Origin of the sequence: Nocardia sp. NPDC051990 (genome assembly GCF_040680755.1) — a bacterium.
Classification (GTDB): Bacteria; Actinomycetota; Actinomycetes; order Mycobacteriales; family Mycobacteriaceae; genus Nocardia.
Map to the genome: position 1 here is coordinate 91703 of NZ_JBFAXH010000004.1, position 24866 is coordinate 116568.

Genomic DNA, 24866 nt, shown 5'->3' on the forward strand with positions numbered 1-24866 from the left:
AGCTCGGTCATCGAGCCTTGCGCGAGTTGCATTCGGCCCGTACCGATTTCCGCGGCGAACTTCGATTTCGCCCTGGTCGACTACTCATGCCGCCATGCTAGCCACCGCCCAATTTGGATCATCTCCGTTTCGAATACTGTTTCCGGTCAGCTGGCATCGGATTCGATCGAAGGCATCTACCGAAAGCTGACCTCCGATGCGACGTCGACCACCGGCGGCTCCATCTACACCGTGACCCGGGTCGGACTCGACATCACGACCCCGCTCGACAGCTAGCCGTTCACCGTCGTAGATCCCGATATCGGCGCCGTGATTTCGAATCGTCCGCTGGCCGGAACCGTCGTCGACGATCCGCTACAGATCTCACCGCTGATCACGCAAGACCGCAAGATTCTGCAGGGCTCGATCACCGGAATCCTGCGCGTCAGCTGAAGTCGGGGGCATTCGGTCCGGTTGCCAAACCCCGCTCGACGACCGCGAGAGCCCGGTGGATCGCCTTATCCCGTGCGGCATCGTCGAGGTCGGCGAGTACACCATCGATGATCAGTGAAGCCATGCCGTGCACGGTCGACCAGGCGGCGTACTCGGCATCCGGCCGGTCCGCGGGATCGAGGAAGCCGACGTCGACGAGTTCGTCCAGGACGCTGGCCAGCAGATCGAACGCGGGCGATGGCGCCATGTCGCCGCAGAAGGCGGTGCGGAACAGGCCGGGTTCGCGCATCGCGAAGCTGATGTAGCCCCGGCCCACCGCGCCGAGCCGGGTGATCGCATCCGCGTGCGGTGCCAGGCTCGCCATCGCCTCCGCCATCGCGCCGAACAGGGTCTGCTGGGCTTGGCCCTGCGCGGCGTTCAGCAACTCCTCGTGATTGGTGAAGTGCCGATAGGCCGCGGTCGGCGTGACGCCGACATGCCGGGCCGCCGCGCGCACGGTCACCGCCTCCGGCCCACCGCTCTCGGCGAGTTCGGCGGCGGCGCGCACCAGGGCATTGCGCAGGTCGCCGTGGTGGTAGCGGCCGTCGCGAGAGGAGCGCTTCGTTGCTGCTTCCGAATTTGTCATCACTTTGATGTTGACACCCGCACACATGATATGGCAAGTTAACACCCGTAAAGTTTACGTATGACAACATGCCCGATCGGAGACTCGATATGTTCGAAAGACTCGGCAGCTTCGTTGTCCACCGCGCCCGCTGGATCCTGGTCGTCGGCGTGCTCGCCCTCATTGCGGGTGGTGTCGTCGGCGCGACTGCCTTCAGCAAGATGCAGCCGGGCGGCCAGCAGGATCCCAATGCCCAATCCAGTGCCGCGGTAACTCGATTGGCCGATAAGTTCGGCGCCGATACCGACTACGTCTTCCTGGTCGAGGCGAAACAGGGGACGGTCGACGGTGCCGCGGTCGCCACCATCGGCCGCGATCTGGCCCGTCGGCTCGCGGCCGACCAGCGCCTGACCGATATCGTCTCGTATTGGGATACCGGATCCCCGGCCATGCGCTCCGAGGACGGGACCGCGGCCGTCGTCCTGGCGGGCAACGTCGACAAGGACGTCACCGATAAGGAGAAGTCCGCCGCCCCGATTGTCGAGACCTACCGCACCGACGGTCCGGTCGCTCAGATCAAGGTGGGCGGCGGCACGGCGATCTTCCACTCGATCATCAAGCAGATCGGCAAGGATCTCGGTCTCGCGGAAGCCGTTGCGGTACCGCTGATTCTGGCGCTGCTGGTGCTGGCCTTCGGCAATGTGGTCGCCGCGCTGCTCACCCTGGTGGTGGGTGGGATCGCCATCCTCGGCACCTTCACCGAACTCTCGATCCTCGGTTCCGTGACCGATGTGTCGATCTACGCGGTGAATCTGACCACCGGACTCGGACTCGGCCTCGCGGTGGATTACGGCCTGTTGATGGTGAGTCGCTTCCGTGAACGCCGCGCGGCCGGAGCCGAACCCGGCGATGCGGTGATCGCGGCCGTATCGACGGCCGGGCGCACCATCGCATTCAGTGCGGCCACCGTGGTGGCGGCTTTGTCCGCGCTGGTCATCTTCCCGCAATACTTCCTGCGGTCTTTCGCCTACAGCGGCATCGGCGTCGTCGCCATCTCCGCCGTCGCCGCGGTGGTGGTATTGCCCGCGCTGCTCGCGGTGCTCGGCGTGCGTACCGATGCGTGGCGGGTGCCCGGTGTGCGCGGGATCCGCGGTGACGCTACGCCGTTCTGGGCCGCAGTGGCCGGATTCGCGATGCGTCGGCCGCTGCTTGCGGGTGTCCCGGTGGTTGCGGTGCTGCTGCTCGCCGCCGCGCCGCTATTGCATGTGCAGTTCGGCACGCCCGACGATCGGGTGCTGCCGACGAGCACCGAGGTGCGTCAGGTCGGTGCAGCGATGCGCGACGATTTCGGCGGCGGCGATCTCAACGCACTGTCGGTGATCACCGAAACCGGCGTTGCCGCCGCGCCGCTCGCGGATTACGCGCGCACGCTGTCCCGGGTCGAGCACGTCACCCAGGTCGAATCGAGTGCGGGCACCTTCGTCCACGGCGAGTTGGCGGCGAACACACCCGCCGACGCCCGGTTCGCCCGACCGGATGCACAGCGCCTGACCGTACTCACCGATCTGGACCGCAATTCGTCCGCGGCCCGCGATCTGGTCGATCGAGTGCGTGCGGCACCCGGTCCGGCAGGGGCCCATGCGCTGGTCGGTGGACAGATGGCCGAATTGCGCGACAGCCTCGCATCGATCGGTGCGAAACTCCCGATCGCCATCGGGTGGATCCTGGCCACGACCTTCGTACTGCTGTTTCTGTTCACCGGCAGCATCGTGCAGCCGCTGCGCGCACTGATGTCGAATGTGTTGAGCCTGGCCGCCACGCTCGGGCTGATGGTGTTCATCTTCCAGCAGGGGCATCTGTCCGGACTGATCGGATTCACCCCTGCGCCGCTGGATATTTCGATGTTGCTGTTGCTGTTCTGCATCACCTTCGGACTATCGATGGACTATGAGGTCTTCGTGGTCAGCCGGATCAAGGAACTGCACGATCGCGGTGCGTCCACGAAGGAAGCCGTTATCGAGGGGCTGGCCCGCACCGGGCGCTTGGTGACCACCGCGGCGGCACTGATTTCGATCAGTTTTCTGGCCTTCACCAGCAGTGATGTCCGGTTCATCCAGTTCTTCGGACTCGGCGCGGGCCTGGCGATTCTGATCGACGCGACGCTGGTGCGCGGCGTGCTGGTGCCGGTGGCGATGCGACTGCTCGGGCGGGTCGCGTGGTACGCCCCGACACCGTTGCGGTTGGCGCACCGGCGGTTCGGTCTGGCCGAAGCCTGAGACGTCCGATATGCGGCCCCGCCCTACCAGTACGGGGCCCGCTTTCGGCTGCCGCAGTGTCGTTTTCGTCCGATTCGGCGCGACCGAACAGGGAGGGTGGCGGAAATCACAGCGTGCATCATGGTTGCGGTCGTGGTGCTGACGGCGATGCGATCCGGTACACCAGCGACCACATTGCCGCAACTGGTTAATCATGATCTTGACCGGATGTAAGTCCACCACGGAGCGTTACGACTAGGTGTCTATCACGTTTATAACGCTGTAAACCAACCTGAAGTTTCTTTTACCGTATCCAACTATCAGCAACACCCATTGCCGAGCGATGAATGCCCAGGTCCAAGCGGCATTGTTGGGCCATTGGGGGCTCTATGTGGGCAATGCAGCTAATCGCTCGAAGAATGTTTGTCGCCGACCCGTGGTTTCCCGATTGTGATCGGGGATTGCATGCCGAAGGTCCATTCCGGGGCTGGTCTTACCTGCCCGAATCGCATGCCAAAAGTTTGCTGGACGACTGAAAAACGATGTGCCCGCATGGGTTTGCTGGGGCGCTGCTTTATACGCCTGACCTCGGCGGGGAGGGTTGCGTCGGGGTAACGATTGTGTAGAGTTGACGGTAACGCTGGCCGCAGCTGAGCTGGACTCGCTGCGGCCAGCGGAATTCAATCAGGGGACTTCGAAGAACATCCGTGACGTAGCGTTGCTACCGATTGCCCGGCCCCATTTCACCTACCGTGTGCTCGGCGTTGTCTGCCACCGCTGTTCGAGATCCTCTGGGCGCCACCGAATCCCAACGCCGCCGCAGTGCGGGCGTCCTGTTCGAGTGCGGCCCGGCGACCCACCACGAAGACGTAGCCGAGAAACAATGCCTCCGCGACGAATCCGATGCCGACCTTCACCGGCACCGGTACCGAACTCGGTGTGACGAAGCCCTCGAGCAGCCCGCAGACGAGCAGCACCACGACCAGACCGAGCGCGACCGTTGCGGCGGCCCGGCCCTGGCGTGCCACCGCGTCCAACCGACTCGACCGTCCCGGATCGATCAGCGTCCAGCCCAGCTGCAGTCCCACCCCACCCGCCACGAAGACCGCGGTCAGCTCGAGCGTGCCGTGCGGCAGGATGAATCCGAAGAACGCGTCGAGCCGACCGGCATCGGCCATCAACCCGCCGGTCACCGCCGTATTGAGCGCATTTCCGAACAGCAGGTACACCGCAGGCAGGATCAGCACCCCGGTGAACAGCACCATCGCGGTCACCCAGGCGTTATTGGTCCATACCTGCGCGGCGAACGCGTCGTGCGGATGTTCGGAGTAGTAGGTCTCGAATTCGCCGCCGGGTGCGGTGAGCCAGTCGTTGTGATCGGAGATGCCGAACAGATCGCGCGCCGAACCGGACCCGGCGATCCAGACGGCCAGACCGGTGGAGACGATGATGAAGACCGCCGCCACCGCGACCCACCACGGCCACGCCCGATACAGCGTCGCGGGGAAGCGGTGCGTGAAGAACCGGCCGACCTGGCGCCACGCATCGCCCTGGGTGCCGAGCACCCGGCCGCGGGCCTTGGTGAGCAGGGCGCTGAGTCCGGCGATGAGTTCCGGATCCGGACTGTGCGCTTGCAGCCGCGCCAACTGCTGTGAGGTGCGCCGGTACAGCGCGACCAGTTCGTCGGCTTCCGCGCCGCTGAGCTTGCGCCGTCCGGCCAGATAGGCCAGTCGGTCCCATGCCCCCCGCTGTGCATAGCTGTAAGCATCTACGTCCATTGGTTGCCTCCCATACCGCCGGTCGGAAGAATGCTATCGACATGGCTGAATTCACCACCGGCGAAGCGGTCGCACTCGAGCTGGCCATCGCGCGGATCCCGAGCAGGGCCACCGCGTTCCTCTTGGACGTGCTGGTGCAATTCGTGCTGGGCAGCATGCTGATGCTCGGACTCGGCGTGGTACTGGGCTACTCCGGCGCGGACGCCGCGTGGTACAGCGCGGCGGCGGTCACCACGATCGTCGGGACGCTCGTCGGCTATCCGGTGGTCTGCGAAACCCTGATGCGCGGACGAACCGTCGGCAAGCTCGCGCTCGGACTGCGGGTGGTGCGCGGCGACGGCGGGCCGATCGATTTCCGCCATGCCCTGACCCGCGGTCTGGCGGGTGTGATCGTCGACTTCTGGATGTTGGGCGCATTCGGTGCCGTCGGGGTGATCACCTCGATGTGCTCGCCGAATGCGCGCCGGGTCGGCGATGTGCTCGCGGGCACCGTTGTGGTGCACGGTCAGCGCCGCGTGCCCTTCCCACTGCTGGCCGTCGCGCCGCCCTGGCTGGTCGCCTGGTCCGGACAGTTGGACCTGTCCGGCATCACCGAGGATCTCGCACTCGCGGTGCGCCAGTACCTGTCTCGCATCAATACCCTGAGCCCCGCCGCCCAGGCGAGCCTCGGTCACACCCTGCTCATTGCCGTATGTGACCGCCTGCAGATCCCGGTACCGGCCGGCTACCCACCGGTCCAGATCCTCGGCGCGGTCATCGCCGAACGCCAACGCCGCACCCTCGCCCCGATCCGCACTCCGATGGTCATGGCGGGCTCGCGCCCGATGCCGATCGCCCGCGCGAGCTGAATCTCGGCCCGTACCACGGCCGAGGCACCATGCCCGGCGACGGGAACACGAACTCACATAGTGCCGGACTGTTTGAGCTCGAGGTATTCGTCGGCCAGCGCCTCGGGGAGGCGGTCCGGGGATGCCGCGACGACGGCAATGCCCATGCGGCGCAGGGACTCCTGGACCAGGGCGCGTTCGGCGATCAAGGATTCTGCGGCGGCCGCCGGATAGAGGTCGGCGAGGGTGTCGCGTTTGGTGGCGGCCGCGGCGACATCGGGATCGGTGACCGAGACGATCAGGACGCGGTGGCGTTGGGCCAGCGTCGGCAGGACCGGTAGCAGGTTCTCTTCGACGGCTGCCCCATCCAGACTGGTGAACCAGACCACCAGGCTGCGTCGGCGGGCGCGTTGGATGGCGGCGCGCACCAGTCCCGCACTGTCGGTATCGACCAGCGCGGGGGTGACGCCCGCCATGGCGTGCATGAGTTTCAGTTGCAGGCGGCGGCCACCGGCCCCGCGAACCTCGGTGCGGACCTCGCGGTCGTAGGCGAGCAGATCCACCGAATCGCCGGCTGCGGCTGCCAATCCGCCGAGCAGAAGGGCGGCCTCGATACTCGCGTCCAGACGGGTGCCCGTGCCGACGCGACCCGCGCTGATACGGCCGGTATCGAGCATCATCAACATGTGCCGGTTGCGTTCCGGACGCCAGGTGCGCACCAGCACATCGGTGGCGCGGGCGGTGGCGCGCCAGTCGATAGCCCGCACATCGTCACCGGCGACATATTCCCGGAAGGAATCGAATTCGGTGCCCTGACCGCGCATATTCGCGACATTGCGGCCCTCGAGATGTTGCAGCCGTTTGACTTTCGAGCGCAGCAGCCGTTCGCTGTGGAATTCAGGCAGTGCGCGCACGCGCGCGGGCACGCTGTGGCGGCTCTGCCATCCGGCCATACCGAGCACCCCGAACAAGCGCACCGTCACCGGACCGGCGACCCGATCCCCGCGATAAGTCGGGGTCAATGTGGTGTGCACACGGATCCGGGTGTTGGACGGCACATCCAGTCGGTGCGTGCGGGTTTCGGCGCAAGCACTGCCGGGCCAGTCGTCCCACAGCCGTCCACGCACCGTCCTGGTTCCATTGTTCACCACGCCGAGTTCGACCTCGGCGCTGCGGCCGAGCCGGATCACGGTCAACGAATCCCTGGTCAGGGTCAGGTCGCGCGCTCGCGCCACCGTGCCGAGATCGGACAGCACAAGGGCGGCAAGCACACTCGTCATGAGGACGACACCGAGCCACGACGGCATGACAAAAGCGACGAACAGCGCGACCGCCGCCGCCGTCAGGGCAAGCCGACCGGTAACGACCATGAGCTACACCGGAACCGGAACCGAAAGCAGCAGTGACGACATGACACCCTCGGTCGTCACACCGTCCAACTCTGCCTCGGGCCGCAGCTGCAGCCGATGCCGAAGTACCGCGACCGCAACCGTTTTCACATCGTCCGGGGTCACGAACCCGCGCCCGTTCAGCCAGGCGAAGGCGCGCGAGGCCGCCATCAGGGCGGTCGCGCCGCGGGTGGACGCACCGTGTTGCACCGCGGAGGAGTTGCGCGTGGCCCGGCAGATATCCACCGTGTAGGCGAGCACCTCCGGACTGATGGTGACCTGGGCGATCGCCGCCCGCGCCGCGGCGATATGCGCTGGACCCGCGACCGGACGCAGGCCGGCCGCGGTGAGATCGCGCGGATCGAAACCGCCAGCATGCCGCTGCAGAATGCGGAATTCGTCGTCGCGGCCGGGCAATGGGATATCGACCTTGAACAGGAATCGGTCCAACTGCGCCTCCGGCAGCGGATAGGTGCCCTCCTGCTCGATCGGATTCTGGGTGGCGACCACGACGAACGGATCCGGCAGCGGCTGCGGCTTACCGTCCACTGAAACCTGCCGCTCCTCCATCGATTCCAGCAGCGCCGATTGGGTTTTCGGGGGCGTGCGGTTGATCTCGTCGGCGAGCAGCAGATTGGTGAAGACCGGGCCGTGCCGGAAGGTGAATTCGGTGGTATGCGGATCGTAGATCTGCGAACCGGTCACATCGCCGGGCATCAGGTCCGGGGTGAACTGGACCCTGGCGTGCTCGAGGTCGAGGGCCGTCGCGAGCGCACGGACGAGCAGTGTCTTCGCCACGCCGGGAACGCCTTCCAGCAGTACATGGCCGCGGCAGAGCAGGGCAAGCACCAGGTACATGATCGCGTTGTCGTTGCCGATCACTGCCTTGCCGATCTCGGCACGCAGTGCAGTGAATGCGGCGCCCGCCTGGTCGGCGGTGGGGGTGTGGTTGGTGTCCGTGCTGGTCATCCGACCTCCGCCTCTATCCATTCGAGTTGTGTGGCAACGAGTTGCAGGGTGTTCGCATCGGGCACCGGTCCGTACAGTGCGGCGCCGATCAGGGCCGGATCGGCCCTGATCCGTGCGGCGATGGTCGCGACAAGCCGGTCCGGCATGACATCGGTGTCGACGCCGAGCATCGGTCGAATACGCCGCAGGGTGGCGGCGCGCAGCCGGGTCGCGACATGTTCGTGGTCCTTCGAGCGCCGATAGAGCGCCGCCTGGCCGTCGAGCAGTTCGTTCGCGGCCACCTCGACCGGTCGCGGTTCACCGACCAGCGCACCGCGCCGACGCGCCCGCCACCACACCAGCACCGCCGCGGCGATGAGGAATTGCAGGCCGCCGAAGGCGACCGGTGCGGGCAGCCTGCCGAAGATGGAGTCCTCGCCGGCGCCGAAGCCGGAGTCGTCGCTGTTGTTATTCGGATGGTGCTCGGGTGGTTTGGTCGGCGGAATATCCGGCGGTATCGGCTTATCCGGCGCGGGCGCCGCGCACGAGTTCAGCACGGCGTACAGCAGTACTACCAGCGCGATAGCGGCGAGCAGCGCGGTCCAGAATTTCGGGTTGCGCAGCAGATCGGGCATTTGCGGAAGTTGTCTGCGGGCCTTGGTTTTCTCGGTGATCGTCGCTTCGACCGGTTCCGGTGCCGGCGGTGGGGCGCTGTGTGAGTAGCGGTCGGCATATTCGAGGCGGCGGTATTCGTCCTCGGTGGCGCGGCGGCCGCCATAGACGACCTCGTCGAAACTGTGTGCGGCCGGGTGTAATTCGCTCGCATCCTCGAGCGGCAGCGTGGTGGTCGCGTCGTCGGCGGTTTCCCGCGCGGTCCGCGAGCGGCGGACCTCCAGCATGCCGCGCTGTTCCAGGCCGCGCAGTACCGCGCGGAACCGCTCGCGTAGCGCGGTATCGAAATCCCGGTGCAGTGCGGCGTTTTCGGCGGCATCGCGGTGGGCGTCCGCGGGGCCGAGTCGGGGCGGTGGCGGGGCCGCGGGCTCGTTCGATGTTGGTTTGCCGAGGTCTGTCATTGTTTATCCGTCCCAGGGACCCGGATATCGAGTCCCTCGCGCCGGCAGCGGCGATCCACATACGAGACCACCCGTGTCGCCGACTCGACCACCTCACCGAAGGTGATGAGCAACAGCGCGGATGCGGAGAGCAGGACGATGACCTGCCAGCGATGGGTGCCGGTGAAATCCGACAGGTACCACGGAATGCCGAGCAGCGGCACGGCAACGAGGACGACGAGCGCGCGGCAGGCGAACCACAATCCGGTTATCGACGACTGCGCGCCCTCGACGAGCAGTTTCGAGCGCGCGACCGCACCGGCGTGTGTGGTCCGTTCGACGAAGATCACCGGCACCGCGACGAACCGCCCGGCCCGCAGATAGCCGAGCCAGATCAGTGCGAACGGATACGTGATGATCAGCGGGCTGCCGACTATCAGCACACCGATGCCGACCAGCGTGAACAGCACATGGAACGCCAACAGCGGTCCCGCGACGGCACCCACCCGGCCCAGCGCCGTGCGCCAGCCGATCGGCGATCCGGCGACCGTCGCGAGTCCAAGCGCGACCGTCATTCCGCGCAGCAGGAACCGCAGCAGCCAGGCGGCCACCGCCGTCGCGAGGATGACCGCCCATGCGGTGCCCGCGTCGGAGCCATCGGTCAGAGCGGAGATTCCGCCGGTGACCGCGACGACCAGCAGTTCGGCGAGGACGAGTCCGACTGTGGTCGTGCCGGCCAGCGCGACGACATTCGCCTGGATCAGCGCGAACGGCTCGTCGAGCAGTTCGCGGAAGCTCAGTGGGCGGATCGGCACCGTCGTTCCAGGGGAGGTTGGCACCGGTTCGTTCCCCACCCCGACGGCACCGGCCGGCTCGGCGGCTGGTGACACGCGGCCGAGTCTAGCGCTCGGTGACCTGGCATGCGGGGCGCAGCATTCGGATGGTGCGTCGGGTCAGCGCTCGAGCAGCCGGTCCACGACCTTCCGGTAGCGCGTTGGGTCGACCGGCGGGAGGTCGAGCAGCGCGCGCAGGTAGACACCGTCGCCGACCAAGCGGATGATGTCGGCCCACACCGGATCATCGATCTCCTTGTCCAGGCCGTCCGACCAGCCGTCCATCATGTCCGACAGCGCCTGCTTCACCTCATCGGTTTCCGGGCCGGACTTGGCATCGACGGTGCGCATGGCCGCGACCATCGAACGGTAGAGCGCCAATTCGAGCGCGTCGGAGGCATTGTTCGGATTCGGGGTCTGCAGATACCACTCGGTCACGGATGTGCCCTTGGCGACGGCGGCGCTGAGCTGTTGTTCGGCGCGTTCGCTCAGTCGCCGCACCAGACCGGCGAGCAGGGCGTCCTTGCTCTTGAAGTGGTAGAGCAGGCCGCCCTTGGAAATCCCGGCGGTCGCGGCGACATTGTCCAGGGTCACCTGGGACATGCCCTTTTCCAGCAGCAGGGTTTCGAGCGCGTCCAGGATTCGATCGCGGGTGTTTGCGGTCACCTGAGCCACTATACCGGCTGGACGGTAAAGGCAATTTACTGTACCGTCTGGACGGTAATAAACCCGAACGATGGAAGTCGACAAGGCGATGACCACACAATTCGAGAAGGACACCGAGGCCATGCCGCCGCGTGCGACGGCGCGTGATTGGGCTGGTCTGATGGTGCTGGCGCTGGCCCTGCTGCTGCTCGCCGTCGACGCGACCGTGCTCGATCTGGCGGTACCCGCGATCAGCGCGGAACTCGCGCCGACCACGCCGCAGCTGCTGTGGATCATCGACGTGTACTCATTCGTGCTGGCCGGACTGCTCGTCGTCATGGGCAATCTGGGTGACCGGATCGGACGCCGCAGGTTGCTGCTGATCGGGGCCGTCGGATTCGGTCTCGCCTCCGTACTCGCCGCCTGGTCGGTTAATCCGGAGATGCTCATCGCCGCCCGCGTGCTGCAAGGTGTCGCGGGTGCGACCCTGATGCCGGCGACGCTGGGTCTGATTCGGTCGATGTTCCTGGATCCGCGAGAGCGCACCGTCGCCATCTCGGTCTGGTCCGCGATGGCCGGTGGCGGTGCGGCGGCCGGTCCGCTGCTCGGCGGCTGGCTGCTCGAGCATTACTGGTGGGGTTCGGTATTCCTGGTGAATCTGCCGGTGATGCTGGTGCTGCTCGCGGTGGGGCCGATGCTCATTCCGGAATCCCGTGACCCGAAGCCAGGTCGCTTCGATCTCGCGAGTGCGGTGCTGTCCATGCTGGCGCTGGTGCCAGTGGTGTATGCGGTGAAGGAGTCCGCGGCACACGGTATGAGCTTGCGGCTCTTGGTGATCGGCGCGATCGGGGTAATCGCGGGTGCGCTGTTCGTGCGCAGACAGCGCGGCCTCGCGCATCCGATGATCGATCTGAAGCTGTTCGCATTGCCCAGATTCCGCACTGCGGTGCTCACCACGCTGCTCGCGGTATTCGCGCTTGCCGGTGTGCTGTTCTCCGGTTCGCAGTATCTGCAGTTGGTGCTGGGGCATTCGCCGATGCGGGCCGGACTGCTCCTGCTGCCGGGTCTCGCGGCCAGCGTGTTCGCCTCGCTGGCGGCGGCGTGGTTGGTTCGGGTACTGCGTCCCGGAGTGGTGCTCGGTGGTGCGCTGGTGCTCGCCGCGGTCGGTTCGGCGCTGTTCCTGTGGCTGAGCCCGGACGCGGCGACCAGCACGTTGCCGTTCATCCTCGGGTTCCTGTTCATCGGGGCCGGTGTCGGTGTGGCACTGACGGTTTCGTCCGATCTCGTGGTGAGTTCGGCTCCGGCCGAGCGGGCCGGTGCGGCCGCGGCGGTTTCGGAGACCGCCTACGAGACCGGCATCGCACTCGGAGTCGCGGTCCTCGGCAGCCTGACCATGGCGGTGTTCCGGGGTGGCCTCGACCTGTCCCAAGTACCGAGCACACAGACCGGCGCCGCCTCGGAATCTCTCGGCGGCGCCACCGAATTCGCCCGTCAGCTACCGCAATCGATGGCCGATGCATTCCTGACCTCGGTGCACGAGGCCTTCGTCTCGGGCGTGCACGTCGCGGCGATCGGCACCGCCGTAGTGCTACTGATCGCCGCGGTGGTGGCCTTCCGATTGCGGACGGCCCGCGCGTAAACCAGCGCAGCCGATGCGAAGTCATCACCGCTGTCGACGATCGCCCTACCGCACTTGCGGCCGACTCCGCCGCAGACCCGAGCAGCCAGGACCCCAGGCGCAACTGCCGTATCCGGCGCGCACCACCTGTTGGAAGGGCACCACAGCTGCGCCCGCCGAACAATGCCGTGATGCAGTGCGCGGCCATCGAGCCGATCGGCGGCAGCCGCCGCTGGAATCCGCCGCGGGATCTGCCGGTGACTGGTCAGTTGGCGGGCGGCAGACCGCGGTGGCCGGGCAGTTCGCTGCGGTGCTGGGCTGAGAACTCGTCGTGCCGCTCGGCTTGGGGCAGGCCGTAGCCCTGAGGTGCGGTGGTGTGTGGGAGGGCCGCGTAGCGGGCGTAGCGGGGGTCGTGGGTGTAGTCCGGGTCGACGACGGCGGCCGCGACGCGCTGGGCGTGCGAGGACCCAGGGGTTCCGGGCAATTGGTAGCCGGGAGGTGGGGGTTGGGCGTGCGAGTCCTGCGAGTCGACGGTCACATTGCGGGTGCGGCGCAGGGTGAAGGTGATCTCCTCGACCTCTTCGAATGCCTGGCGCGCGGTGCGCAGCGGGTAGGTGGCGGTATCGATCGCATTGGCGACGAATTCGGGCACCAGCGGGCGGAAGAAGCGGGCCGCGGTATCGGAGAACGGCACGGTGCCGATCAGCGGAAGTTCCAGGCCACCGCCCTTGGGGGCGGCCGAAGCGGTATGTGACACCACCGCGCCGGCGCTCACGGTGGCCGGAAGGTTGGGTGTCACGGTGCCATCCTGAGACACGGAGCTGTCCTCTGGGTCCCCAGCCGGTGCGACTGGGGGTTCGCCACGTCGACCCGGTTCCGAAACACCGATTTCCAACCCGCCGATGGCAACGATGATCCGGGTGCGCTGCCGCTCCCGATCGATGGCGGTATCGGCCTCGACGGCCAGTCGGGCGGCGGTCAATTGTTGTTCGGCGCGCAGATTTTCGGCCTCGGCCCGCACGTCGGCGTGCTTCATCGCGATGGCGGCCTCGACGCGGTCCTGCACGGTGTGGAAGGCCAGCCGCCGATCGAGTGAGGTCTCGCCGCGCCACCACCGCAGGATCAGCGGCAGCAGCGCGAGCAGGACGAAGGTGCTGATTGTCAGTACCCGAAGCAGGAATGCGCCCGCGGTGCCGGTGGTGTAGTCGTTCATGGCCAGCCAGCGCGCGCCGAGGCCGCGATCGGCAGCGGCGAAGGCGGCGGAACCGGCGGTGTCGACGGCCTTCTGGTCCTCGGTGATCCGCTGATCCAGTACGGCCGCCCGGTCCTGCGCGGCGGCCAACTGTTTGCGTACGGCGTCGAGCATCTCGTTGGCGGTCTGCGATTCGGGGCCGCGGCCCGGTACGCCGGTGATCCTGGTCTGCGGGCATTCCGGCGTCGGGTGATATTCGCAGCGTGCGATCACCAGCGCGTGGTCGATATCTGCCTGAGCCTTGGTAATCGACTGATCCACTGCGGCGCGATCGGCCTTGGCGCGGTCGAGTTCGGTCCGCGCGACGACCACGGCGGGTGCGGACTCGACCGCATGTTGGGCCTTCTCATCGAGCAGCCGATCGATGGTGTCGGCGTAGAGCACCGTCGAGGCGAGTTCGGCGACCAATATCCCTGCCACAACCGCGACGGCGATGCGTCCGGCGAGGCCGCGGCGATCCGGACCTCCGGCAGGTCGTGCGGTCGCCAAGGCGCGGGCTACCGCGCCGGCCAGCAGCGCGACGACCATCGCGACAAACATGATCGCGAATAGCGGCATGCCATCGGCCTCGGCGAGTGCGAGCGTGGTGACCGTTGTGGCCACCGCCGCGAACAGCAGTACGACGGCGCCGCTTACGGCATAACTCGCCCGCTCATGCGGGTAGTCGAGTTCTGTCCCCTGGTCGCGCCCGAGACCTCCACCGAGCCAGGTGAACAAGCCGGTGACTGTCATGGGATCCCCCGTCCTCTACATCCCAAGTCAAAGTGGCGGCCCGCTAGCGACTGCTTGCAGGTCGCTCGAAAAGACCTGCCGAACTGTCACAGATTCGTTGTCACAGCGTGACAGGCGCGAGCCCGACACACCGAGCACGGAGTCGGAGATGTGTTCAGGCTCACAGAATCCAGCTGCGTAGCGGGACTTGTGCCTCCGGTCACTCTTAATCTGGCATGGGTGACCGAATCGGTACGAGCCGGCGGACGAGGTGTTGCGAGTGTTTTTCCGAGGCTCGGCAATGGTTCTGGTGTGTACGGCGGCGGCCCTGTTGATGACCGCCCCCGATAGCCGCGCGCAAACGCTCGACGGCGATCCGGCCTTGGATGGCATCGTCGCGCTGGTGACCGAACGCCTGGATACCGCCGATGCCGTAGCCGCGGCCAAGTGGGCGACGGCCGCGCAGAACGGCGGCCGGCCCTCGATCGACGATCCGGACCGGGAAGCGCAGGTATACGACGCGATGGCGCGCCTCGGCGCCGACCGTGGGCTGCCGGAAAGCTGGATTCGTCAGGTGTTCTACGGGCAGATCGAGGCCAACAAAATCGTGCAGCGCGGCCTGGTCACCCGCTGGCGCTTCGATCCGACCGCGGCGCCGAGCGTGCCGCCCGAGTTGGCGTCCGTGCGTCCGGTGATCGACCGGGTGAATGCGGAAATCGTCGATCAACTCGTACTGCGCCGCGCCGAGCTCACCGGGCCGAACTGTGCCGTGCTCCTGGCGCCGCCGGTTTTCGGGGCACTCGCCTCCGGCCGCGATGCGCTGCACCAGACGGCGCTGGTCCGGGCCGCCGCCGCGCTGTGTGGCCCCTAGTGCTGCGAGCCGCAATTCTTCGGCACCGCGGGGGCGCCGAGGAAATGTGTTGTAAATCACTCGAGCGAAATTGCTGGAAATGTGCTGAATTCCACATCGGGCAAAAGAGTCCGGACGGTCGGATCGGGTTGTGTGCTTGTCACACCCCTATCGGAAATCTCTCATTCAGCCCGCTGGCCAGTTAGCCACCAGGAATCGGGTTTGCCCCGGTCGAAGCAGGGGAAATCCACATCGATGCAGGTGAGCGCCGGTTCTCGGCTGCGCTGTGCGCCGCGGCACGGGTCCTGGGCGCACATCCTCACTGGTTGGCACCCAGTGCCAAGGGGATCGATCGAATCGCGTTCGCTGCTTTACACTGGACGACGCGCACACGTGGAGGACGGATTGAAGAAGCCCAGCTAGACCTAGTTATTAGCACGACCTGACTTGGTTGGGCCCCGGACCTGACTTATCGTTTGCTCTTACGCCGAACACAGAATGTTCGGCAATAGCGCCCGCTCGGACTCGGCGAATCCGGTGCCCAAACCGCAGTGGGCGCACACCCGTGCGGAGGTAAGGAACACGTAAGCGTTCCGGTACCGACGAGCACCCCTACGTCATCGCGGCGGGTGGACAACTGGAGACGTGACTGCACGAAGAGAAGACCATCAGCGCGGCTGGTTTCGGAACGTACGGGCGCAGTCTTGACGGAGGCAATCGACGAAAGGCCCCTTCCCATAGGCCGATTAATCGAGGCCGACTTTCTTGAAGGCAGAGGCATGACGCAACTTCCTGGCCACAGGTCCCCTGGACCCATCGGGCTCTATGACCCGGCGAACGAGCACGACGCCTGCGGTGTCGCATTCGTCGTCGACATGCACGGCCGCCGCAGCCGCGACATCGTCGACAAGGCTATTACGGCTCTGTTGAACCTGGAGCACCGCGGTGCCGCGGGTGCCGAACCCAATAGTGGTGACGGCGCGGGCATCCTGATCCAGGTCCCGGACCGGTTCTTCCGCGCTGTGGTCGATTTCGAGTTGCCGCCGGAGGGCTCCTACGCCACCGGTATCGCCTTCCTCCCGCAGGCCCGCCGCGAGGCGACCAAGGCCGCCTACGGCCTGGAGCGCATCGTCGAATCCGAGGGCCTCGCCGTGCTCGGCTGGCGCGATGTGCCTACCGACGAGTCCACCCTCGGTGCGCTGGCCCGCGACGCCATGCCGACCTTCCGACAGATCTTCATCGGCTCGCCGAAGGGTTCGGCCGAACAGCTGTCGGGTATGGATCTGGAGCGTCGGGCCTACGTCGTGCGCAAGCGCGTCGAGCACGAATTGGGCAAGGCCGGTGCGGGTGAGGGCGCGGTCGGCAAGGAGTCGGTGTACTTCCCGAGCCTGTCCGGTCAGACCTTCGTCTACAAGGGCATGTTCACCACGCCGCAGCTGCGCGCGTTCTACCTGGACCTGCAGGACGGCCGGATGGAGTCCGCCCTCGGCATCGTGCACTCCCGGTTCTCCACCAACACCTTCCCGTCGTGGCCACTGGCGCATCCGTTCCGTCGGGTCGCGCACAACGGTGAGATCAACACCGTCACCGGCAACGAGAACTGGATGCGCGCCCGCGAGGCGCTGCTGCGCTCGGATGTCTTCGGCATCGACGAGGCGGGCAACAACCGCCTGCAGAAGATCTTCCCCATCTGTACCCCGGGGGCGAGCGATACCGCACGCTTCGACGAGGTGCTGGAACTGCTGCACCTCGGTGGCCGCAGCTTGCCGCACGCGGTGCTGATGATGATTCCCGAGGCATGGGAACGCAACGAGAACATGGACCCGCGGCGGCGGGCGTTCTACCACTACCACTCGATGCTGATGGAGCCGTGGGACGGCCCGGCATCGGTGTGCTTCTCCGACGGCACCGTGGTCGGCGCCGTCCTCGACCGCAACGGCCTGCGCCCCAGCCGCGTCTGGGTCACCGATGACGGTCTGGTCGTGATGGCCTCCGAGGTCGGTGTCCTCGATATCGATCCCGCCAAGGTGGTCAAGAAGGTCCGGCTGCAGCCGGGCCGCATGTTCCTGGTCGACACCTCGCAGGGCCGCATCGTCGGTGATGAGGAGCTCAAGAGCCAGCTCGCCGGCGAGCACCCATACCAGGAGTGGCTGGACGCAGGTGTCACCAAGCTGGTCGATCTGCCCGACCGACCGCATGTGCACATGTCGCATGATCGCGTGCTGATCCGGCAGCAGATCTTCGGATACACCAATGAAGAGCTGAACCTGCTGATCTCGCCGATGGCCAAGACCGGCGGAGAGGCGCTCGGTTCGATGGGCACAGACACCCCCATCGCGGTGCTTTCCGCGCGCCCCCGACTGCTCTTCGACTACTTCTCCCAGCTCTTCGCTCAGGTGACGAACCCGCCGCTGGACGCGATCCGCGAAGAAGTGGTGACCAGCCTGCGCCGGGCCATCGGCCCGGAGGCCGATCTGCTGCATCCGGGACCGGAGTCCTGCCACCAGATCACCATGCCGCAGCCGATTGTGGACAACGACGAGCTGGCCAAGCTCATCCACATCAACGACGACGGCTCGCATCCGGAGCTGCGCTCGGTGGTCGTACACGGTCTGTACTCGGTCAAGAAGGGTGGTGCGGGCCTGCGCAAGGCGCTCGAGGCCATCAACACCCAGGTCTCGGCCGCCATCGAGGGCGGCGCGCGGATCATCGTGCTGTCCGATCGCGAGTCCAATGAGAAGCTGGCGCCGATTCCGTCGCTGCTGCTGACCGCGTCGGTGCACCACCACCTGGTGCGCGAGCGCACCCGCACCATGGTCGGCCTGGTCGTGGAGGCCGGTGACGCCCGCGAGGTGCACCACATGGCCATGCTGGTCGGGTTCGGCGCGGCCGCGATCAACCCGTATATGGCCTTCGAGACCATCGAGGATCTGCTCGAGCGGGGCGGGCTCCAGATGCCGGGCAGCGCCGGCGATCTGGCCGCCGACTACCGCAAGGCGGTCGCGAACTACAACAAGGCCGCGAGCAAGGGCGTGCTGAAGGTGATGTCCAAGATGGGCATCTCCACCATCGCCTCCTACACCGGCGCGCAGCTGTTCCAGGTCATCGGCCTGTCGCAAGATCTGGTGGACGAGTACTTCACCGGCCTGCGTTCGCATCTGGACGGCATCGGCCTGGACGAGATCGCCGCCGATGTGGCGGCCCGGCACACCGTCGCGTTCCTGGAGAACCGCAACGAGCGCGCGCACCGCGAACTCGAGGTGGGCGGTGAATACCAGTGGCGCCGCGAGGGTGAGTACCACCTGTTCAACCCGGATACCGTCTTCAAGCTGCAGCACGCCACCCGCAGCGGTCAGTACTCGATTTTCAAGGAGTACACCAAGCTGGTCGACGATCAGTCCGAGCGGCTGGCCTCGCTGCGCGGCCTGTTCAAGTTCAAGACCGGTGAGCGCAAGCCGATTTCGATCGACGATGTCGAACCGGCCAGCGCCATCGTCAAGCGTTTCTCCACCGGTGCGATGAGCTACGGCTCCATCTCCGCCGAGGCGCACGAGACCCTCGCGGTCGCGATGAACCGCCTCGGCGGCCGCTCGAATTCCGGTGAGGGCGGCGAACATCCGGCCCGCTTCGAGGTCGAGGAGAACGGTGACTGGCGGCGTTCGGCGATCAAGCAGGTCGCCTCGGGTCGCTTCGGAGTCACCGCGCACTACCTGACCAACTGCACCGATATCCAGATCAAGATGGCGCAGGGCGCCAAGCCCGGTGAGGGCGGTCAGCTGCCCGCGCACAAGGTGTACCCGTGGGTCGCCGAGGTGCGGCACTCGACGCCGGGTGTCGGCCTGATCTCGCCGCCGCCGCACCACGACATCTACTCGATCGAGGATCTGGCGCAGCTGATCCACGACCTGAAGAACGCGAACCCACAGGCGCGGATTCACGTGAAACTTGTCGCAGAGCCCGGTGTCGGCACAGTCGCGGCCGGCGTGTCGAAGGCGCATGCGGACGTGGTGCTGATCTCCGGCCACGACGGTGGTACCGGTGCCTCGCCGCTGACCTCGCTGAAGCATGCGGGTGGTCCCTGGGAGCTCGGCCTGGCCGAAACCCAGCAGACGTTGCTGCTCAACGGACTTCGCGATCGCATCGTCGTGCAGGTCGACGGCCAGATGAAGACCGGCCGCGACGTGATGATCGCCGCACTGCTCGGGGCCGAGGAATTCGGTTTCGCCACCGCGCCGCTGGTCGTCTCGGGCTGCATCATGATGCGGGTCTGCCACCTCGATACCTGCCCCGTCGGTGTCGCGACGCAGAACCCGGTGTTGCGCGAACGTTTCACCGGCAAGCCGGAATTCGTCGAGAACTTCATGCTGTTCGTCGCCGAAGAGGTCCGGGAACTGTTGGCGGAGTTGGGCTTCCGCACCCTGGACGAGGCTATCGGCCGGGTCGATATGCTCGATACCTCCAAGGCCAAGGCGCATTGGAAGGCCAGCAAGCTGGACCTGTCGCCGATTCTCGACGATGTTGAGACGGCCTTCATGCGCCAGGACCGGTACTGCACCAAGACCCAGGACCACGGCCTGGACAAGGCACTGGACGTGCAGCTGATCGCGCAGAGCGCCGATGCGCTCGAGCGCGGTCAGGCGGTGAAGTTCGAAACCAAGATCACGAATGTCAACCGCACCGTCGGCACCATGCTCGGCCACGAGGTGACCAAGCTCTACGGTGGCGCTGGCCTGCCCGATGACACGATCGACATCACCTTCGCCGGCTCCGCGGGCAATAGCTTCGGCGCATTCGTGCCCGCTGGCATCACGCTGCGGGTGCACGGTGACGCGAACGATTATGTGGGCAAGGGTCTTTCCGGCGGCCATCTGATCGTGCGCCCGTCGCTGAACGCACCGGCCGAATTCGTCGCGGAGCAGAACATCATCGCGGGCAACGTGATCCTGTTCGGCGCCACCAGCGGTCGGGCACTCATCAACGGGGTGGTCGGCGAGCGGTTCGCCGTGCGCAACTCGGGCGCCACCGCGGTGGTCGAGGGCGTCGGTGACCACGGCTGTGAATACATGACTGGTGGTCGGGTGGTCATCCTTGGTGAGACCGGCCGCAATTTCGGTGCCGGTATGTCCGGCGGTGTCGCATTCGTCTACAACCCGAACGGCACCTTCGAGTCCAAGCTCAACCCGGAACAGGCCGGTGCGGTCGAGCAGCTCGCCGGTGACGACTTCACCTGGCTGCGCGACATCATCACCCAGCACCGTGATCAGACGGGTTCGGCCGTGGCCGAACGCATTCTGAGCGACTGGTCCCAGCAGGTGAACCACTTCGTGAAGGTTATGCCGCGCGAATACAAGAAGGTTTTGCTCGCGATTTCCGAGGCCGAGAAAAACGGCACCGACGTCGACGAGGCGATTATGGAGGCAGCACGTGGCTGACCCGCAAGGATTTCTGAAGCACACCCAACGGGAACTGCCGACGCGTCGTCCGGTCCCGCTGCGCCTGCTGGACTGGAAAGAGGTCTACGAGGGGGATTTCTCCCAGCAGACCCTGCAGACTCAGGCAAGCCGGTGCATGGACTGCGGTATTCCGTTCTGTCACAACGGCTGTCCGCTGGGCAACCTCATCCCGGAGTGGAACGACCTGGTCCACAGGGGCCAGTGGCGTGAGGGCATCGACCGGCTACACGCGACCAATAACTTCCCGGAGTTCACCGGGCGGCTGTGCCCGGCGCCGTGCGAGGCGTCCTGTGTCCTTGGCATCAACCAGGATCCGGTGACGATCAAGCAGGTCGAGGTCGAGCTCATCGAGAACGCCTTCGACGAGGGCTGGGTGACCCCGGTCTACCCAACCCGCCTCACCGGCAAGAAGGTCGCCGTGGTCGGTTCCGGCCCGGCCGGTCTGGCCGCCGCACAGCAGCTGACCAGGGCCGGTCACACCGTGACCGTCTTCGAGCGCGCCGACCGCATCGGTGGTCTGCTGCGCTACGGCATCCCGGAATTCAAGATGGAGAAGCGCTTCATCGACCGCCGTATCGCACAGATGGAGGCCGAGGGCACCATCTTCAAGACCGGGGTGAACGTCGGTGTCGACATCACCGCTGACGAACTGCGCGAGCGTTTCGACGCGGTCGTGCTGGCCGGTGGCGCAACCCTCGCGCGTGACCTGCCGATCCCGGGTCGGGATCTGGACGGTATCCACCAGGCGATGGAATTCCTGCCGTGGGCCAACCGGGTGCAGCTCGGCGACGAAGTCACCGACGAGCGCGGCCTGCCGCCGATCCACGCGAAGGACAAGAAGGTCGTCATCATCGGTGGCGGTGATACCGGCGCGGACTGCCTGGGCACCTCGCACCGCCAGGGCGCAGCCAGTGTGCACCAGTTCGAGATCATGCCGCGGCCTCCGGAGGAGCGTGCCTCCTCCACCCCGTGGCCGACCTACCCGCTCATGTACCGGGTCTCCTCGGCGCATGAGGAGGGCGGCGAACGCGTGTTCTCGGTGAACACCGAGCGGTTCGTCGGCAAGGACGGCAAGGTCACCGCGCTCGAGGCGCATGAGGTCAAGATGGTCAACGGCCGCTTCGAGAAGGTCGAAGGCACCGACTTCACCCTCGAGGCCGATCTGGTACTGCTCGCCATGGGCTTCACCGGACCCGAGAAGCCAGGGCTGCTCGAAGGTCTCGGCGTCGGCTACGACCAGCGCGGCAATGTCCAGCGCGATAGGAACTGGTCGACCAATATCCCCGGCGTCTTCGTCGCCGGCGATATGGGCCGCGGCCAGTCGCTGATCGTCTGGGCTATCGCCGAGGGCCGCGCCGCCGCGTCCGCGGTCGACAAGTTCCTCGAGGGCGAGACCGCGCTGCCCGCGCCGATCCTGCCGACGGCTGTCGCGCAGCGTTAGAACCTCTCTTACCGGAGCGGGAAGGGCGCCTGTGGATTTCGGTCCACAGGCGCCCTTTATTCGTGCATCGAGACTGCCGGCATTTGCCCTGCGTGCGTATTCGATCCTGTCCAGGCGCGCGCAACATTGCCGGGCGGAACCGATTTCAGCTAATCCCGGTGACGGGAATCGGACACTGCCGCGAGTTCGAATGGCGTCTGCCGTGGTGTTGCCTTATTGTGATCTGCGGCGTGGTACGTGATCTTGGGATGTGGGTTGCGACATGCATGTCGTGCCAGTGGGTCAGTCCTGGTGATCCGATGTGCACTGGATCGACATCTGCCGAGGTCAGCACGGTAAGCGAACAACCGGCTCTCGCAAGGGGCGATGTTTTGAACTGGAGCAATATGCAGTTGAAGAAGGTTGCCGCCGCCATCGGTGCGTGCGCGGCTGTTGCGTCCGGCGTAGTTCTGGGTAGCGGTTCGGTAACGGCCGATCCGGGCTGCCCGAGTCTCTATGTCGTGGCGGTGCCCGGCACTTGGGAGACCGGAAAGGACAAGACGCCGCAGCCCGGCATGCTGTCCGGTGTCACCAATAATCTGCCCCGGTCGGTGGACGTCGATTACGTGACATATGCCGCGACCGCATTCCCGTGGGAAGGCGATGTCTACGGCGCGTCCAGGAAGGAAGCGACCGACCGCGCCCGCGGCCTGACCACCGATATGGTGCAGCGTTGCGGTGGCACCAAGATCGCGCTCGTGGGCTACAGCCAGGGTGCGGATGCGGCGGGCGACCTCGCCGCCGAGATCGGCACCGGCCTGAGCCCGATTCCGGTGGACCGGATCGCGGGTGTCGGCCTGATCTCCGATCCGCGCCGCTCGCCCACCGACATCCAGGTCGGACCGGCCGCGCCGGGTGCCGGCGCCGGTGGCGCTCGGGTCGGCGGCTTCGGCTGGCTCAGCGATCGCACCCGCACCATCTGCGCGCTCGACGATCTCTACTGCGCCACCGCCACCGACGATTTCGTGACCCGGTTCGCCGGTTTCCTCGCGCAGACCTCGGAGGCGAATCCGGCCAACCTGTGGCGCTACCAGCTCGAGGCGGGCGCCATCATGAACGACCTGACGAACCTCGGCGGTATCCCGACGCTGCAGTCGCAGCTCACCGAGTCCGCCAATCAGCAGCGGGCGAAGGATCTGCAGCGGTTCTACAACTCGCACACGCATACGCTCTACGGCAGCTACCCGGTGGGCGACGGGCAGACCGCTATCTCCTGGATGCACAACTGGATCGCGGGCATGGCCTGATACCAGGTCCCGGACACAGAGCGAAGGCCACCTCTCCCGACGGAGGGGTGGCCTTTCGCTTTCTACGACCCGTGATCAGCCCGCGGAGCCGGTCGGCGGCTGGAACTGCTGGAAGGGCTGCGGTCCGGGGCCGAGGAAGCCATTATCCGGCCGCGGGAACCATGGACCTTGATCGTCACGTCCATCGCCGAGGCGGTGGTGATGGTGGTGGTGGTGACAGTCGATCTCGGTGCCTTGCAATGGAATCGGACCCGACACGGACTGCGTGGAGGAATCGGGTTCGGCCGCGGAGGCCGTGACGGCGAGTGCGCCGAGTGGCACGACGATCAATGCGCCGGCGACCGCGATTCGGGCTACGTTGCGCGTTGTCTTGGCGAGCAAAACGGGGTTCCTTTCTCTCGGATCGTGAGTCGCTGGTGCCGCGGCTCGCCGCTAGCGACGCACTTGCAGGTCGCTCGAAATGACCTGCTCCCATCGAAGGCTCCGTCACTGGGATTGTGGTGCGATCAGTCTGGCAGTCGACTGTGAATGGTCGAGTTTGCGAACAACGGTCAAGGTTGCTGTGAAATATTGCGCGGCAACAGATCCCACACATGGCCGTTTTCGTTGATGGTTGCCGCGGTCCGGCGGCCGCTGCGGGAGAACAGGATCCGGGTGATCGAGCAGTAGTCGATCGGGAAGGTCAGCGGCCGGACCAGGCCGAGCACGTCCTGCAGGAGCACATTGATCACCCCGCCGTGCGCAAAGATGACCACCGTATCCGCGGGATCGGTGTGTGCGGCGATCAAGGTGATGGCATCACGCACCCGGGTGCTGAAGGCGGGCGCGTCGATCTGTTCGGGCAGATGGCCGGACTTGATCCGCTCGTAGACGGCCGCGAATTCGACCTTGGCATCCTCGATCGGAATGTAGGAAGGCAGGTCGCGATCGTATTCGGCGAGATCGTCGATCACATCCACCGGCAGCCCCAACTTCGCCGCGGTCGGCTCGGCCGTCTCGCGGGCCCGTCGCTGCGGACTGCTCACGATCCGACTGATCCGATGATGCCCCAACGCCGCAGGCACTCGTTCGGCCTGCTCGACACCAACCGGCGCCAACTCGGGATCGGCTGGTCCGTCGGAGGTCGGCACCCGAACCGGCTGAGCATGACGAACGAGTATCAACTGCACTCCGCCCACTCTGCCGTACGATGGGCGTTCAGTCGCAGCAGGGGCGTCGTGAGGTGCGAGCCGGGCCGTTTCCGCGAGCTTACTGCTGCTTCTTGCGCCGGGTCAGCAGGTAGATGCCGCCGACGATCAGAGCGACGATGACCAGGCAGCAGATGCCACCGATGAGAAGCCCGCTGCTGCTCTTCTTTTTCTTGGCCGCGAACTCCACTGCCGAGGCAACGGTGTCGGAGTTGGTCCAGGTATCCGCGCTCGCCCATACCTGTGGATCCAGCAGAGCGGTGTTGGTCAGTAGATCAAGGTACATATGCATCCCCATGATTGATC

The 24866-nt window shown here is 66.1% G+C and carries 19 protein-coding genes; 8 read left to right on the plus strand and 11 right to left on the minus strand.

All coding sequences use genetic code 11. The annotated features are described in order from the left end of the window. Positions 1–309: 309 nt before the first annotated feature. Positions 310–432 carry a hypothetical protein gene (locus tag AB0L63_RS09550; protein ID WP_364497150.1) on the plus strand — a complete coding sequence of 41 codons (123 nt, stop codon included), beginning with the start codon at positions 310–312 and terminating at the stop codon, positions 430–432. On the opposite strand, the gene AB0L63_RS09555 is transcribed toward AB0L63_RS09550, so the two are convergent. Beyond that, on the minus strand, positions 425–1057 hold the full coding sequence (locus AB0L63_RS09555; RefSeq protein ID WP_364497152.1) for a TetR/AcrR family transcriptional regulator: 633 nt from the start codon (positions 1055–1057) through the stop codon (positions 425–427). The two genes, AB0L63_RS09550 and AB0L63_RS09555, sit on opposite strands and share 8 nt — an antisense overlap. A gap of 68 nt (positions 1058–1125) precedes the next feature. Here AB0L63_RS09555 and AB0L63_RS09560 point away from each other — a divergent pair, with 68 nt between their 5' ends. After that, positions 1126–3312: an MMPL family transporter gene (locus AB0L63_RS09560; RefSeq protein ID WP_364497155.1), complete on the plus strand. Its 2187-nt coding sequence runs from the start codon at positions 1126–1128 to the stop codon at positions 3310–3312. 722 nt (positions 3313–4034) lie between these two features. Here the strand turns inward: AB0L63_RS09560 and AB0L63_RS09565 are convergent. Further along, complete coding sequence (locus AB0L63_RS09565; RefSeq protein WP_364497158.1) at positions 4035–5069, minus strand: stage II sporulation protein M; 1035 nt, start codon at positions 5067–5069, stop codon at positions 4035–4037. Between the two features lie 41 nt (positions 5070–5110). Here AB0L63_RS09565 and AB0L63_RS09570 point away from each other — a divergent pair, with 41 nt between their 5' ends. Continuing rightward, positions 5111–5917 (plus strand): RDD family protein, encoded by an 807-nt coding sequence (locus AB0L63_RS09570; RefSeq protein ID WP_364497161.1) that lies wholly within the window; start codon positions 5111–5113, stop codon positions 5915–5917. 53 nt (positions 5918–5970) lie between these two features. On the opposite strand, the gene AB0L63_RS09575 is transcribed toward AB0L63_RS09570, so the two are convergent. The 5 genes from AB0L63_RS09575 to AB0L63_RS09595 all read right to left on the minus strand — a co-directional run bounded on the left by AB0L63_RS09575 (position 5971) and on the right by AB0L63_RS09595 (position 10783). Continuing rightward, positions 5971–7266 carry a DUF58 domain-containing protein gene (locus AB0L63_RS09575; RefSeq protein WP_364497163.1) on the minus strand — a complete coding sequence of 432 codons (1296 nt, stop codon included), beginning with the start codon at positions 7264–7266 and terminating at the stop codon, positions 5971–5973. A 3-nt stretch (positions 7267–7269) separates the two neighbouring features. Then, complete coding sequence (locus AB0L63_RS09580; protein WP_364497165.1) at positions 7270–8253, minus strand: MoxR family ATPase; 984 nt, start codon at positions 8251–8253, stop codon at positions 7270–7272. Then, positions 8250–9305 (minus strand): DUF4129 domain-containing protein, encoded by a 1056-nt coding sequence (locus tag AB0L63_RS09585; protein WP_364497168.1) that lies wholly within the window; start codon positions 9303–9305, stop codon positions 8250–8252. The genes AB0L63_RS09580 and AB0L63_RS09585 overlap by 4 nt, the downstream gene beginning before the upstream one ends. Further along, entirely contained in the window at positions 9302–10174 is an 873-nt protein-coding gene (locus tag AB0L63_RS09590; protein ID WP_364497171.1) for a hypothetical protein, read from the minus strand. The genes AB0L63_RS09585 and AB0L63_RS09590 overlap by 4 nt, the downstream gene beginning before the upstream one ends. A 63-nt stretch (positions 10175–10237) precedes the next feature. Further along, complete coding sequence (locus tag AB0L63_RS09595) at positions 10238–10783, minus strand: TetR/AcrR family transcriptional regulator (RefSeq protein WP_364497174.1); 546 nt, start codon at positions 10781–10783, stop codon at positions 10238–10240. 88 nt (positions 10784–10871) lie between these two features. On the opposite strand from AB0L63_RS09595, the gene AB0L63_RS09600 reads away from it, so the two are divergent. Next, positions 10872–12401 carry an MFS transporter gene (locus tag AB0L63_RS09600; RefSeq protein ID WP_364497176.1) on the plus strand — a complete coding sequence of 510 codons (1530 nt, stop codon included), beginning with the start codon at positions 10872–10874 and terminating at the stop codon, positions 12399–12401. A gap of 244 nt (positions 12402–12645) precedes the next feature. Here the strand turns inward: AB0L63_RS09600 and AB0L63_RS09605 are convergent, their stop codons facing one another. Then, positions 12646–14364, minus strand: a complete 1719-nt coding sequence (locus tag AB0L63_RS09605; protein ID WP_364497179.1) for a DUF4407 domain-containing protein — start codon at positions 14362–14364, stop codon at positions 12646–12648. A gap of 280 nt (positions 14365–14644) precedes the next feature. On the opposite strand from AB0L63_RS09605, the gene aroQ reads away from it, so the two are divergent. The 4 genes from aroQ (at position 14645) to AB0L63_RS09625 (ending at position 23373) form a co-directional block, all read left to right on the plus strand. Further along, on the plus strand, positions 14645–15214 hold the full coding sequence (gene aroQ, locus AB0L63_RS09610; protein WP_364497182.1) for a gamma subclass chorismate mutase AroQ: 570 nt from the start codon (positions 14645–14647) through the stop codon (positions 15212–15214). A gap of 758 nt (positions 15215–15972) precedes the next feature. Next, positions 15973–20625, plus strand: coding sequence for a glutamate synthase large subunit (gene gltB / locus AB0L63_RS09615; RefSeq protein ID WP_364497185.1), 4653 nt, complete (start codon positions 15973–15975; stop codon positions 20623–20625). After that, positions 20618–22087, plus strand: coding sequence for a glutamate synthase subunit beta (locus AB0L63_RS09620; protein WP_364497188.1), 1470 nt, complete (start codon positions 20618–20620; stop codon positions 22085–22087). Before gltB ends, AB0L63_RS09620 begins: the two co-directional genes overlap by 8 nt. A gap of 386 nt (positions 22088–22473) precedes the next feature. Beyond that, positions 22474–23373, plus strand: coding sequence for a cutinase family protein (locus AB0L63_RS09625; RefSeq protein WP_364498142.1), 900 nt, complete (start codon positions 22474–22476; stop codon positions 23371–23373). A gap of 75 nt (positions 23374–23448) precedes the next feature. Here the strand turns inward: AB0L63_RS09625 and AB0L63_RS09630 are convergent, their stop codons facing one another. The 3 genes from AB0L63_RS09630 to AB0L63_RS09640 all read right to left on the minus strand — a co-directional run bounded on the left by AB0L63_RS09630 (position 23449) and on the right by AB0L63_RS09640 (position 24858). After that, entirely contained in the window at positions 23449–23754 is a 306-nt protein-coding gene (locus AB0L63_RS09630) for a hypothetical protein (RefSeq protein ID WP_364497190.1), read from the minus strand. Positions 23755–23924: 170 nt separating this feature from the next. Beyond that, a complete protein-coding gene (locus AB0L63_RS09635; protein ID WP_364497193.1) occupies positions 23925–24542 on the minus strand; it encodes a histidine phosphatase family protein in 618 nt (205 codons plus the stop codon). A gap of 79 nt (positions 24543–24621) precedes the next feature. After that, on the minus strand, positions 24622–24858 hold the full coding sequence (locus tag AB0L63_RS09640; protein WP_364497196.1) for a hypothetical protein: 237 nt from the start codon (positions 24856–24858) through the stop codon (positions 24622–24624). Positions 24859–24866: the final 8 nt, after the last annotated feature.

Excerpts from the sequence above, each read along its gene's own strand:
- AB0L63_RS09555 (WP_364497152.1), bottom strand. The coding sequence starts at position 1,057 with ATGACAAATTCGGAAGCAGCAACGAAGCGCTCCTCTCGCGACGGCCGC.
- AB0L63_RS09560 (WP_364497155.1), top strand. The coding sequence starts at position 1,126 with ATGCCCGATCGGAGACTCGATATGTTCGAAAGACTCGGCAGCTTCGTT.
- AB0L63_RS09565 (WP_364497158.1), bottom strand. The coding sequence starts at position 5,069 with ATGGACGTAGATGCTTACAGCTATGCACAGCGGGGGGCATGGGACCGA.
- AB0L63_RS09570 (WP_364497161.1), top strand. The coding sequence starts at position 5,111 with ATGGCTGAATTCACCACCGGCGAAGCGGTCGCACTCGAGCTGGCCATC.
- AB0L63_RS09575 (WP_364497163.1), bottom strand. The coding sequence starts at position 7,266 with ATGGTCGTTACCGGTCGGCTTGCCCTGACGGCGGCGGCGGTCGCGCTG.
- AB0L63_RS09580 (WP_364497165.1), bottom strand. The coding sequence starts at position 8,253 with ATGACCAGCACGGACACCAACCACACCCCCACCGCCGACCAGGCGGGC.
- AB0L63_RS09585 (WP_364497168.1), bottom strand. The coding sequence starts at position 9,305 with ATGACAGACCTCGGCAAACCAACATCGAACGAGCCCGCGGCCCCGCCA.
- AB0L63_RS09600 (WP_364497176.1), top strand. The coding sequence starts at position 10,872 with ATGACCACACAATTCGAGAAGGACACCGAGGCCATGCCGCCGCGTGCG.
- AB0L63_RS09605 (WP_364497179.1), bottom strand. The coding sequence starts at position 14,364 with ATGACAGTCACCGGCTTGTTCACCTGGCTCGGTGGAGGTCTCGGGCGC.
- aroQ (WP_364497182.1), top strand. The coding sequence starts at position 14,645 with ATGGTTCTGGTGTGTACGGCGGCGGCCCTGTTGATGACCGCCCCCGAT.
- gltB (WP_364497185.1), top strand. The coding sequence starts at position 15,973 with ATGACGCAACTTCCTGGCCACAGGTCCCCTGGACCCATCGGGCTCTAT.
- AB0L63_RS09625 (WP_364498142.1), top strand. The coding sequence starts at position 22,474 with ATGCAGTTGAAGAAGGTTGCCGCCGCCATCGGTGCGTGCGCGGCTGTT.
- AB0L63_RS09640 (WP_364497196.1), bottom strand. The coding sequence starts at position 24,858 with ATGGGGATGCATATGTACCTTGATCTACTGACCAACACCGCTCTGCTG.